A 12,066-nucleotide genomic window follows, 5' to 3' on the forward strand; every position below is an offset into this window, starting at 1 on the left:
AGTTAGCGTCAACTTCCTCAAAGGTAAAATAATGCGCTATCTAATGATTGGGTTTTTGCTTTGTGTTAGCGGTCTGACACATGCACAAACAACATACGACCACCGAAATTTAAGATGGAACACATTGCTTCAGAATAACGTCCACTGGGTTCGTGGCGGACTTGCCAGCGAGGTCGATTACTCTGGCTTCAAGCGAGATGAAAAAGACCTCACAGATTTCTTAGATGAACTGTCAACGGTCAGCCGGCAAGAATTTGATGCCTGGAGTAAATATCAACAGTTAGCTTTCCTTCTTAATGCGTACAACGCTTTCACCGTTAAATTGGTTCTCGAACACTACCCAGTCAAATCGATCAAGGATGTTGGTAGTATCTTCCAGAGCCCATGGAGTCAGGCGTTTATTCCCCTTCTGGGGCAAACCATAAGTCTCGACTATCTTGAACATTCTTTGATCCGACGACCTGGTGTGTATAACGATCCTCGTATTCATTTCGCGGTAAATTGCGCTTCCATAGGCTGCCCTGCGCTTCGTAATGAGGCATTTAATGCAAATCAACTGGACACACAACTTGCGGACGGACAGAGACGGTTTCTCAGCGACCGGACCCGAAACAGATTCAATCCCAAGACCGGCAGATTGGAGCTTTCCAAAATATTTGATTGGTATGGTCAAGACTTCGCGGGTAAGTGGGGGTCTCTAGAAAAATTTCTGAGTCTCAATGACCAATTGTTGACTGATGAACCTTCGGTTCGGGAGCGAATAGAGCAAGGCATTCAACTAGACTTTCTTGAATACGATTGGTCGTTAAATCAATCGAGTTGAAATGACATGGAGTATCCGCATGAAAAACAATAAAACTGCACTCGTTCTCGCCGGAGGCGGCAGCTTAGGGGCTGTTCAGGTAGGTATGCTCCGGGCGCTAGTAGAAGCAAAAATATCGTTCGACATGGTTGTAGGTGCCTCAGTTGGCGCTATCAATGGCGCATATTTTGCTTCCAAACCAACTGAAGAAGGTATAGCCGAGCTCGCCGATATCTGGCGCGGCTTGCGAAGAACAGATATATTTCCACTTTCAATGCTGGACACCCTAACTGCGCTGATCACTCATCGAGGCTATCTGCTTGAGCCTTCAGCATTGAAGCGATTGGTAGCTCGGGCACTACCCGTAAAACTCATAGAAAATACCCAGCTACCACTACATATAGTAACCACCGATTTGCTCAGTGGCGCTGAAGTCCTTTTATCCAGTGGTGATGTCGAATTGGCGTTACTTGCCAGCGCTGCGATTCCATTGGTATTTCCTTATGTACAGATCGCAGATAAGCTATTGATAGACGGTGGAGTGGCAAGTAACACACCAATCGCAAGTGCTATAGGGCTGGGTGCGACTCGGGTCATTGTAGTACCAACAGGCTTTGGTTGTGCGTGTATCAAACCACCAATTGGCCTGGTTGCGTTAGCTTTACACAGCATAAACCTGATGAGCATGCGACAGTTGGTACGTGATATAGAACTTTTCTCTTCACGTGCCAATATTCATGTAGTGGCTCCACTGTGCCCACTAGGTGTTTCTGTGTTTGACTTCAATCAAACAGAGCTTCTGCTTCAGAGGGCTTACGCACAGACTATAAGCTGGCTAGAGTCCGGAGGCTTAGAGTCATCTGGTGTGCCGGATTCACTTCAGGCGCATACTCACGCTGAGATGCATTTGTTCTGATTACTTTAACTAATGGTACGCGAGCGGCGAAGCTACTCTGCGTGATTACGTCGGCTGCCACTTATGTGGCAATAACTCGTCTACTCGACTGATTTTCTGCGCTGGCAGCAACGTGAGGATGCCTTCAGATAGGCTTACGGATCATGTCCGTTGAAACTACCGACGGGATCAGCCTCATCAGGGCCGCCATTAACACAGTATAATTGCAGACTGTACATAGTGACGTCCAATTGCCCGCGACCGGATATGATTGTCGAGTAGTCGGACACGGTCACGTCTGCCCGCCATCCTCTTTCGGATCAGCGCTTGATTGGCTTAAACAATTAACGCTTACACAACGGCAAGGTTAAGAGTTATCTATTTTTGGCTACGAGCATCGATGAAACTCAATCTATTCGGGTATTCCTCAGTCTCAATGCATTGAAAACTACAGATGCAGAGCTGATGCTCATGGCTATGGCGGCGATCATTGGCGACATGAGATGTCCCGTCAGTGGGTAGAGCAGACCTGCGGCGAGGGGAATACCCATCGAGTTGTAAAGAAAGGCGAAACCCAAGTTTTACCGCGTGTTGTTTACTGTTGCAACTGAAAGTGCCCGTGCTCGTAGAATTTCCATCAGGTCGCCTTTTACCAGCGTGAGTTGCGCGCTATTCATCGCAACGTCAGTCACTGTCCCCATGGAGATGCCCACACCTGATCGCGCCAGGGCTGGTGCGTCGTTGATTCCGTCGCCAGCCATGGCATCCTTCCGGCCGTTTTGGGGTGTGTTGGTCGGACGCTTACCAAAAACCTGGTGCGCAGTGTGGTGTCAAAAACGACTACAATCAGCCAGGCCTCCTTCACGATCTGACTCCTTAGGGCACTATTTACACATCAAGACTTTGTATTTCGTGGCAGGCACCTGCCAAGCCATCCAAGACTATGTGCGGCTTAATTCCCCAAGGATCAAATTGCGCCGCTGAGTCACGATTAACCCAGGCACATTTCAAGCCCGAAAACATTGCTCCCAAGACATCAAAGGTGTTGCTTGAAACCAAACAGATTTCTGCCGAGGGCAGCGCACACACGTCGACCAGATGATCATAAACTTCTGGCGCGGGTTTGAAGGAGCGCACCGACTCTACGCTTACAATCTCCGTGAAGTAATCGAGAATATTTGCGTGCTGTAGCAGCCGCTCGACGGCTTGCTTGCTACCATTTGAAAATGCGTACAGACGCAAGCCACTGCCTACCATTTCCTCCAACGCGCTGCTTACATCAGCGAATGCATCAAGCTCAGAGTAGGTGTTCATGAGCACCTGGATCTCAGCATCGTCCAGTTCAATCTGCTGCTCACGACAGGCGAAGATCAATGCTTCGCGAGTACATACAGAGAAGTCGCAATAATCCCGCATTAAACCTCTGCGAAAGCTGTACTCCAATTGTTTCTGTCGCCAAGTCTTCGCCACATCTACAGCTTTCTCACCAACCACTTGGGTCAACTGGCCTAGTACAGCCTGAGTGTCGATTAACGTTCCGTAGATATCGAATGCAACTGCCTTGATCATCGTGGTAATCCGTCTTGAGTTAATTAAGAACCGATCAGTCCATAATTAATTAAATTTAAGCCCAGCGCTCCATCACCAGATCGATCACCGTAAGCAGCTCTTGATGCGAGAGCCCAGATTTGGTTTGGGTGCGCAGACCATTCATTACGCAATGCATTAAGAGGGCAAGCTCTTCCGGCGTCTTATCAGCAGATATTTCACCGCTCTCTTGGGCTCGCTCAAAGGCTAACTCGAACACTCGACGGAATCGCTTGGAAGCCAGGATCACCAGGCGATGTACCGCCGGGTCGGAAGATGAAAATTCGTTGGCTACGTTTACGAGCATACAGCCACGGGGGCTGTCTCGCGAAGCATCCTCGAGCACGGACATCAGGCATTCTCGAATGAATTCGAGCGCGTACTCGGACTCGTCAAGGCGCTCACGCATAAACCTTGCCCGTCCCTCGAAATATCGAGTGAATGCAGTCTCGAATAGACTCTGTTTGTTACCGAAGCTTTCATAAAGACTACTTTTGGAAAGACCAGTAGCTTCAAGCAGATCCTGCAGGCTCGTGGCGTCATAGCCTCGACTCCAGAAAAGCTCCATGGCATTTTCCAGTACAAGTTCAGGGTCAAAGATTCTGGGGCGTCCGCGATTCATGCGGCCATTATCGACTGATCGGATTTTTTCAAAGCCCGACCGGGTAAGGCTGCTGACGACACAGCGGAATCCATCCCTTTAGCCCCTGAAACTGGTGCGAGCATCATTCCACAGGATTGGTTTCTCGGGAGAAATTGACTTGTGAACCGATCAGTCCCAAAATAAAAAGTGACCCTCAGTAAATTTTTCCAGAAGTCTTGGGACACTCGGAGCCACAACCGAGCCACATTAAGGACTGATCAGTCCGCAAACAGAGGAGCTCATAATGCTCAGCGAATACAAAATTTCTCTCCCGTCGCTTACTCCTGAATCTACCGAAGGTCATGGCCGGGATGTACTGACTAAGGCAAAAGCACAGACAGGGTTTATCCCTAACATGTATGCACGCATGGCTAACTCACCAGGTTTGCTCGAAACCTACCTGCAAGGCTATGCAGCCTTTAGAAAAGAATCAGGGTTCTCCTCGGAAGAACAAGAAGTCATCTTCTTGATCATCAGCCGCGAGAACGGATGTGAATACTGTATGGCTGCTCATAGCACCTTGGCAGACGTCATGTCAGGCGTGGCCCCAGAGGTGACTGACGCAATTCGTAATGGCACACCAATCAGTGATTTCAAGCTTGCCGCTTTAGCCGAATTTACCAGCGTAATGTTCCAGACCCGTGGCCTACCAACTGAAGAGTCAGTTCAGTCGTTTTTGAAGGCCGGCTTCAGCGAGCGGCACATCCTCGAAATCGTTCTCGCGTTGGCCGTGAAGACCCTCAGCAATTACTCCAATCACCTCATTCATACACCCCTAGATGAAAAGTTTGCAGCCCGCGCCTGGACGCAGAACTGATTTCAACCTGTCATGCCGGTTGAGCGCTTCCAGGTTGCGTTTTAGCGCTCACTGATTTGGTTGCGAGAAATGCGTGTTCGCGCAAGAAACATAGAACACAGGATTACTCAAATGCTGCCCATTTTTTCAAATTATGAGAGATAGACCAAAGATGAAAAGTATTCGATCTGTTTTTAATTTTCTAATGGCTGCATTGCTGGTCGCTTCCCCATTAGCATTCGCAAGCCAGAAAACAAAAGCTTCGGAAGCAGATGTAAAAGTTATTTTTTTTGATGTAAATGAAACCCTTCTAGATCTTCATCCTCTACAAAAAACAGTCGGAGATGCGCTTGGTGGCAGGCCTGACTTGTTGAGCATTTGGTTTTCGACGATGCTGCATTATTCATTAGTAGAGACATCAGTTAATCAATACCATGACTTTGGTCAGATTGGTGCCGCAGCACTAATGATGGTTGCTCAATCGAATGGATTGACTGTTACTCAAGACCAGGCCAAGAAAGCTATCGCCCCTATCACTAGCCTTCCGGCGCATCCTGATGTTCGCACTGGATTAGAAACGCTAAAGAAGAAAGGCTACAAATTAGTGGCCTTGACAAACTCGTCACGTTCCACCGTAGAGAAACAACTGAAAAACGCAGGATTGTACGATTTGTTTGACGAGTATTTGAGTGGTGAAGCTGTGCACAGTTATAAGCCAAATCTAAAGGTCTATGATTGGGCAATGCAAAAAATTGGAGTAAACGGCATGGAATCCTTGTTAGTCGCTGCACATGGCTGGGATGTAGCCGGCGCTAAGGAGGCAGGCATGAAAACAGCATTCGTAGCACGAGCTGGACAGGCAATCTATCCATTAGCGAAATCACCTGATTACATAGTAAATGACTTGGTTGAGCTCTCGAATTTACTGCCGAAGCGTTAAGCCAAAAATTGCTTGCTGACGTTAATTGCCAGCGGGCTTTAAATTATTGAGGTTGAGTGGAGCATCATTCTTACTTGTTGCGTACTCCACTCACCGCACTTTTAAAACCGCTTATTGCATAGCATTTATACATTTCCGTTTTTTGGTTTTCACCCCGTCCCCCTAAGCATTACGCCACTAAAAAACCAAACAAAAACGAACTTATAAGACTTCAAGGCAAGGTCTATTGTTAATCACCAATTTATTTTGTCTTGACGGTTTTTTCAAATTGGCCGTAAAGTGTGTTGAAGTCGGCTAGCTCGAATGGACAACCAGTCAATCGACCAAGCAGCCTTCAGGTCGCTCAGTATACAACTGCACATCCAAAATTAGCGCCTCCCCTTAGCTGTGAAAGGTGCGACTATTCTATTGAAGGATTATATATGACCGTTTACGCAATTATAGGTGGTTCTGGGCTAGCCGACTTGGAAGACCTTAGAAATAGAAAGTCTATATCAATCAATACTCCTTACGGTGAGCCGTCTGGTGATATTTATATAGGCGACTATGGAGATCGGGAGGTTATGTTTTTGTCGCGCCATGGCGAGCAACATCGCTATGCGCCCCATCAAGTTAACTACAGAGCTAACGTTTGGGCCCTTAAGCAGGCCGGAGCAGATTCAATTCTCGCCTTCAACGCTGTTGGTGGGATTAATCATGCAATGGGAGCTGGTAAATTTTGTGTTCCTCACGACCTAATTGACTATACATACTGCCGTCAGCAGACGTTCTTTGATAAAGATCTAGAAAAAGTCACTCATATTGATTTCAGCAAACCTTATACTGATGAGTTGCGTATTAGGCTGATTACTGCATTGGAGGCTGAGGGTTTTGATTTCAGTGCACGAGGTGTTTATGGCTGCACGCAAGGCCCTCGCCTAGAGACAGCTGCGGAAATAATCCGAATGGAGCGTGACGGCTGTGACATTGTAGGTATGACCGGAATGCCAGAAGCGGCACTGGCTCGTGAGTTAGAACTCGAATATGCATGTTTAGCGTTGGTTGTTAACCCAGCTGCGGGGAAATCTTCGTCTGCGATTTCTATGGCGGAGATTGAGTCGGTGTTGCGAGTAGGAGTGAGCAATGCCAAGGCTGTTTTGGTTAGGCTCCTTGGCTCTGACCTTCGTTGATCGCTTCTTCGGTACACCTTTGTTTTGCTCGGCCAACAAAGGTTAGCCCCATATAGGTTGACCGCTGAAGGTGATCCTTTGGACGTCCTGGTTATTTGCTTTTGCCCGATATCGCCTGGCGTTGTCGTTCGTAGTCGTCCTGTCGGCGTGATGTATATGACAGACGAAGCCGGTGCTGACGCCAAGGTGATCGCAATGCCTCATGACAAACTGAGCTCCATGTACAGCAACGTGAAGGAGTGCTCCTGAATCTCGTGAACGAGCCGGTGCTGGGGCGTAGTTGAACAAGCTGGAAGCTGATTTCGCCTGTGACAATAATCGTTACAGGCTATTTGGACAGCCGCACCGGTAAACGTCGGATGTTAAAATATTCTCTTTAGATCGAAGCGCAAGGACACTGATGACCGACAATAGAACTCCTGCAGAAACCCCAAGAGCAGCTGCAATTTTAGCTCGCTTCCTGTCGTCGGAATCCGCTGGCGGTCTTGTGCTGATGGGCGCAGCACTCGCGGCACTGATTGTGGCCAATTCACCTCTCTCTCAAGGTTATTTTGCAGCCTTGCACAGTGTCTGGCTGGGTATGTCTGTGGAGCATTGGGTCAACGATGGCCTGATGGCGATCTTCTTCCTAATGGTCGGACTTGAGATCAAAAGAGAGGTTCTGGCAGGCGGGCTCTCCACTTGGGGCCAGCGCGCTTTGCCTGGATTTGGCGCTCTAGGCGGCATGGTTGTGCCTGCGCTGATCTACATCGCAATCAACTGGGGTAACTCTGAGACCTTGAAGGGGTGGGCTATCCCAGCCGCTACCGACATTGCATTCGCCCTTGGCGTCTTGTCGTTGCTGGGTAAGCGAGTCCCGACTTCTTTGAAGGTTTTCCTCGCCGCTTTGGCGATCATCGACGACCTGGGTGCTGTGGTCATCATCGCCTTTTTCTACACGACTGGTCTTTCCATGCCGATGTTGCTGGCATCGCTTGCAACCCTGGCCATTCTGATCGCAATGAATCGATTGGGCGTCAGACGATTGCTCCCATATCTGCTGGTCGGTGGTGTGCTGTGGTTCTTCGTGCTGCAATCGGGAGTGCACGCCACCCTTGCGGGTGTCGCTGTAGCGCTCTGCGTTCCAATGGGCAAGCCTGAAGAGGAAGCCCGGTCTCCACTGCTGTTCCTGGAGGAAAAGCTGCACATGTGGGTAGCGTTCGCTGTGGTGCCGATTTTTGGCTTCGCCAATGCGGGGGTTTCACTGGCCGGTATTTCCATGGAGAACCTAGTCGATCCGGTTCCGCTGGGTGTTGCGCTCGGCTTGTTGGTGGGCAAGCAAGTCGGTATTTTCCTATTAGCTGCTCTGGCCATTCGCATGGGCTTGGCCAAGCTACCGGAAGGGAGCAATTGGGCACAGCTTTACGGCGTTGCGCTCTTGTGTGGCATCGGCTTCACCATGAGCCTGTTCATCGGGAACCTGGCGTTTGCAGGATCAGCTCACCTGATTGACGAAGTAAAAGTGGGTGTGTTGATTGGTTCGACCCTGGCTGCAATCGGTGGTGTCCTGATTTTGCGACGCAGCGCTGTTCCTGCCGCTGCGCCCGCCACGATTTCCAGTTAAGCGTAAGCAAGACGGCCACAGAATTTCTCCCTGATCGAAATCCTGTGGCTGGAACATCGATTGGCGAAGTTTGGTCATCGTGCTTTACGCCAAAAGCTACCGGAGTCTCCTCTTAACCGCGAATCGTCATCAACAACTCGGATGCGACTTTTTTCAGCATGAAAGTTTCGCGCTGAATTGACTGCCCCATCGATGACTCCTGACGCTGCATCACGGCTTCATTGTGCGTTATGGCCTCATGCAGGTTGATCCAGACAGGCCGCATTCCATTTGCGATTTCGTGACTTTCCATTCTGACTGGCTCTAGCTGGGAGGCCACTTCGGATAGATAAAAGTGCGAAGTCATGTGCATCAGATCGTATTGCGGCTTCCAGTAGGGCCGGTACTCTTCGATATAGCCATAGTGCTGGAGCACCTTAATCTCACGGGCACCCGTCTCTTCCTCAAGCTCACGCTTCAGGCCTGTGACAATGTCCTCGTCGGCATCAAGACCGCCGCCAGGGAAGCTAAAGTCGTTATAGCGCTCAGTGAACAGCAACAGGATCTGTTCGTCCCGCAACACGATGCCGCGTGCGGCATGGCGGCGAAACACCCTGCCTTGTTTGGATTTCAGCTCTGGATGAATAATTTCGGTTATGAGTTGCATGCTGTCTCGTTACGACTCGATCAGGTAATCATCGTCTAGGGTAACCACAGTATTTCTGAGGTTTGGAAATACTGTGGTCGGGGACGCTATCTCAGCGAAGCAGCAACACAGGCATGGTGGCTGTTCGAAGCATTGTCGTAGTCGTGCTGCCTACCAGAAACTGTCGGATGCGTGAGTGCCCATAAGCGCCCATGACGAGAAGATCAATTGCGTGCTCTGCCTGATAAGCGTGAAGTGCCAACTCCACCTCTCCTTGGCGGATCTCTGCATGGACTACAAAGCCTGAAGTTAGAAGCATGCTTCTGGCTTTATCGAGCGCCTCTCGATTATCTCCTGAGTCTGTTCCAACCATAACCAGGTGAATGGGTAACCCTTCGCAAAGCTGGCTGGCGGCAAGCATCTCAACTGTTTTGTACGATGTTGGGCTGCCGTCAAATGCGAGCATTACCTTTTCAGGTCTTTTGTAGCTGCCTGCTGTGATCAAAATTGGACGGTGAATTGTGCGTACGACAGCTTCAATTTGGCTGCCGAGGCTGTGAGCACGGCGTGTGCTGTCTTCACCCACTCGTCCAATGACCAACAGTCGAATCTCCTTCTCAAGCTCGCTCAGGCTTTCTACTAGATGGCCATGGCGTTGCTTCAATTCAGGAAAAGCTGCGCCGGCGATGACCGTTCGCTCCCTGGCCTTCTCGAGCGTGTGCTGTCCTTGCTCCAGAGCAAGCCTGGCGCGCTGGGCATCTAACGTAGCCAGTTCCTCGAGCAGGTGCTCTCGACTTCCAAGACCAATATTTCCGCTCAGGTCTGCTGCTGCTGGGTATTTCTCTTCATCCAATACATGCAGCAAGGTAAGAGGCGCACCTAACTGTTGCGCCGCCCATGCTGCGTAGTCGCAGACCGCCAGTGAGGACTGTGAGTTATCAATGCATGCCATTACGTGGGTCATTGTTGATCTCCTTAGTGGCTCATGAGCTTGTCGATGGCGTCAGGTTTGTCATGCACGCCAAAGCGGTCAACGATTGTGGCGCTGGCCTCATTCAGGCCCAGCACTTCAACCTCTGCACCCTCTCGACGGAATTTAATGACTACCTTGTCCAGTGCAGCAACGGCAGTGATATCCCAGAAATGCGCTTGGGTCAGGTCGATGGTGACTTTCTTGACCGCTTCTTTGAAGTCGAAAACATTGGTGAACTTGTCGGCGGAGCTGAAGAACACCTGGCCCACAACGCGGTAAGTGCGATGAGACTCTGCCTTTTCAAGACTGCTTTTGGTATCGAGGTAATGTCCGACTTTGTTTGCAAAGAACAGTGACGCCAGCAGCACACCGACCAATACACCGTAGGCCAAGTTATGCGTTGCCACGACCACCACAACAGTCGCGACCATGACGATGTTGGTCGACAGTGGGTGCTCTTTGAGATTGCGCAGGGAATCCCAGCTGAAGGTGCCGATGGACACCATGATCATCACGGCAACCAAGGCCGCCATCGGGATCTTGGAGAGCCATTCGCCCAGGAACACGACCATCAGCAGCAAGAAGATGCCCGCGCATAAAGTTGAGAGGCGAGTACGACCGCCGGACTTCACGTTGATGATCGACTGGCCAATCATGGCGCAGCCCGCCATGCCACCGAGCATCCCGGCTGCGATGTTTGCAACGCCCTGGCCCTTACACTCGCGGTTTTTGTTGCTGGTGGTATCGGTCAGATCATCGACAATGGTCGCGGTCATCATGGACTCAAGCAGGCCTACAACTGCCAGAGCCGCTGAGTACGGGAAGATGATGCGCAGGGTTTCAAAGTTGAGCGGGACTTCAGGCCAGAGGAAAATCGGCAGCGTGTCCGGCAGTTGGCCCATGTCGCCCACGGTGCGGATATCGAGTCCCAGGTACATCGCGATAGCGGTCAGGGTCAGGATGCACACCAGCGGCGAGGGAATCAGCTTGCCGATCTTCGGCACATACGGAAACAGGTAGATGATTCCGAGACCCGCAGCGGTCATGGCGTAGACGTGCCAGGTGACATTTGTGAGTTCAGGCAACTGCGCCATGAAAATCAGAATCGCCAATGCATTCACGAACCCGGTGACCACTGAGCGTGACACGAAGCGCATCAACGAGCCCAGCTTGAGATATCCAGCAAGTATCTGAAGAACCCCACAGAGCAAGGTTGCAGCCAGCAGATACTGGAGCCCGTGATCTTTTACCAAGGTAACCATGAGCAGTGCCATGGCACCGGTAGCCGCCGAGATCATGCCAGGGCGACCGCCGATGAAGGCAATCACGGCACAGATACAGAAGGATGCGTAGAGGCCGACTTTGGGGTCGACGCCGGCAATGATGGAAAAGGCGATGGCTTCCGGGATCAGCGCGAGCGCGACCACGATACCCGCGAGCACGTCCCCACGGACGTTGGAAAACCACGTTTGACTAAGTTTTTGCAGCATAGAAATATCCAAGGCAATGCACCGCACGCACACCAGACAAATGGCGAGCGCATCGATACGAATTCAAACTGTGAGGATTATTTGACTGTGTGCTTTGGGTGTAAGAACCGGGCATACAGCAGTACGCACCGCGAGCGAAACAGGCGGGTGCGAGGTGTTGCGAGGGGGCGTAGCGCTAAGGCGGCGTAGGCTGCCAGTAGATCGTTTGGAGTACAGTCATGCTGATGTTCCTGTAGCTCAAGGGGTAAGGCTGAGGGGGAAGTATACAGTCAAGCTGTCGTCGATTGCGACCTGCTACCTTGCTTTGGGCGGATTGCTTTGAGAAATTCCTTTTGGCAATATCAGCCACCTGCGCTTCTTTTGTCAGTTCTCCATCCCTCTCAGTTGGGAACTGCGTAGTTGAGAAGCGCAGGTAAAAACCCGGCCAAGTCAGGCTGTGTGAAAACCTAGCAATCTGCTGGCCGGTTGAAGAAAATGCCCGTATCGCAAGATACGGGCATTTTTCTTATGCGCTATATCCAAGGTGAAAACCGCTCCCAGAGC

The 12,066-nt window shown here is 50.5% G+C and carries 11 protein-coding genes and 2 pseudogenes; 7 read left to right on the forward strand and 6 right to left on the reverse strand.

Going from position 1 to position 12,066, the window contains the following annotated elements; genetic code table 11:
• Both FFS64_RS30535 and FFS64_RS30540 read left to right on the forward strand, forming a co-directional pair.
• Window positions 1-823, forward strand: an 823-nt coding sequence (locus FFS64_RS30535; protein WP_218571104.1) for a DUF547 domain-containing protein, incomplete at its 5' end; no start/stop codon positions are given.
• Window positions 824-842: 19 nt separating this feature from the next.
• On the forward strand, window positions 843-1,718 hold the full coding sequence (locus FFS64_RS30540) for a patatin-like phospholipase family protein (protein ID WP_057978315.1): 876 nt from the start codon (window positions 843-845) through the stop codon (window positions 1,716-1,718).
• Between the two features lie 386 nt (window positions 1,719-2,104).
• Here the strand turns inward: FFS64_RS30540 and FFS64_RS30550 are convergent.
• The 3 genes and pseudogenes from FFS64_RS30550 to FFS64_RS30560 all read right to left on the reverse strand — a co-directional run.
• Window positions 2,105-2,479: pseudogene (locus tag FFS64_RS30550) on the reverse strand (copper-transporting ATPase); the annotation flags it as partial.
• Between the two features lie 106 nt (window positions 2,480-2,585).
• On the reverse strand, window positions 2,586-3,266 hold the full coding sequence (locus tag FFS64_RS30555) for a haloacid dehalogenase type II (protein ID WP_057978320.1): 681 nt from the start codon (window positions 3,264-3,266) through the stop codon (window positions 2,586-2,588).
• A 55-nt stretch (window positions 3,267-3,321) separates the two neighbouring features.
• Window positions 3,322-3,852, reverse strand: a complete 531-nt coding sequence (locus FFS64_RS30560; protein WP_082631610.1) for a TetR/AcrR family transcriptional regulator — start codon at window positions 3,850-3,852, stop codon at window positions 3,322-3,324.
• 319 nt (window positions 3,853-4,171) lie between these two features.
• Between FFS64_RS30560 and FFS64_RS30565 the strand changes: the two genes are divergently transcribed.
• From FFS64_RS30565 to nhaA, 5 genes and pseudogenes are all read left to right on the forward strand, one after another.
• On the forward strand, window positions 4,172-4,744 hold the full coding sequence (locus FFS64_RS30565; protein ID WP_057978324.1) for a carboxymuconolactone decarboxylase family protein: 573 nt from the start codon (window positions 4,172-4,174) through the stop codon (window positions 4,742-4,744).
• Between the two features lie 151 nt (window positions 4,745-4,895).
• A complete protein-coding gene (locus tag FFS64_RS30570; RefSeq protein ID WP_082631613.1) occupies window positions 4,896-5,663 on the forward strand; it encodes a haloacid dehalogenase type II in 768 nt (255 codons plus the stop codon).
• A 422-nt stretch (window positions 5,664-6,085) separates the two neighbouring features.
• Window positions 6,086-6,832, forward strand: coding sequence for an S-methyl-5'-thioinosine phosphorylase (locus tag FFS64_RS30575; RefSeq protein WP_057978327.1), 747 nt, complete (start codon window positions 6,086-6,088; stop codon window positions 6,830-6,832).
• Window positions 6,825-7,078: pseudogene (locus tag FFS64_RS30580) on the forward strand (inorganic diphosphatase); the annotation flags it as partial. The gene FFS64_RS30575 and the pseudogene FFS64_RS30580, both read left to right, overlap by 8 nt.
• A 154-nt stretch (window positions 7,079-7,232) precedes the next feature.
• Window positions 7,233-8,435 carry a Na+/H+ antiporter NhaA gene (gene nhaA, locus FFS64_RS30585; protein WP_057978329.1) on the forward strand — a complete coding sequence of 401 codons (1,203 nt, stop codon included), beginning with the start codon at window positions 7,233-7,235 and terminating at the stop codon, window positions 8,433-8,435.
• A 112-nt stretch (window positions 8,436-8,547) separates the two neighbouring features.
• Here nhaA and FFS64_RS30590 read toward each other — a convergent pair whose 3' ends face one another.
• The 3 genes from FFS64_RS30590 to FFS64_RS30600 form a co-directional block, all read right to left on the reverse strand.
• Complete coding sequence (locus FFS64_RS30590) at window positions 8,548-9,081, reverse strand: NUDIX hydrolase (protein WP_057978331.1); 534 nt, start codon at window positions 9,079-9,081, stop codon at window positions 8,548-8,550.
• A 91-nt stretch (window positions 9,082-9,172) separates the two neighbouring features.
• Complete coding sequence (locus FFS64_RS30595; protein WP_057978333.1) at window positions 9,173-10,024, reverse strand: universal stress protein; 852 nt, start codon at window positions 10,022-10,024, stop codon at window positions 9,173-9,175.
• An 11-nt stretch (window positions 10,025-10,035) separates the two neighbouring features.
• Window positions 10,036-11,523: a SulP family inorganic anion transporter gene (locus FFS64_RS30600; protein ID WP_057978335.1), complete on the reverse strand. Its 1,488-nt coding sequence runs from the start codon at window positions 11,521-11,523 to the stop codon at window positions 10,036-10,038.
• Window positions 11,524-12,066: the final 543 nt, after the last annotated feature.

It is taken from the genome of Pseudomonas sp. G(2018) (assembly GCF_005502415.1).
In the GTDB taxonomy this organism is placed as follows: domain Bacteria; phylum Pseudomonadota; class Gammaproteobacteria; order Pseudomonadales; family Pseudomonadaceae; genus Aquipseudomonas.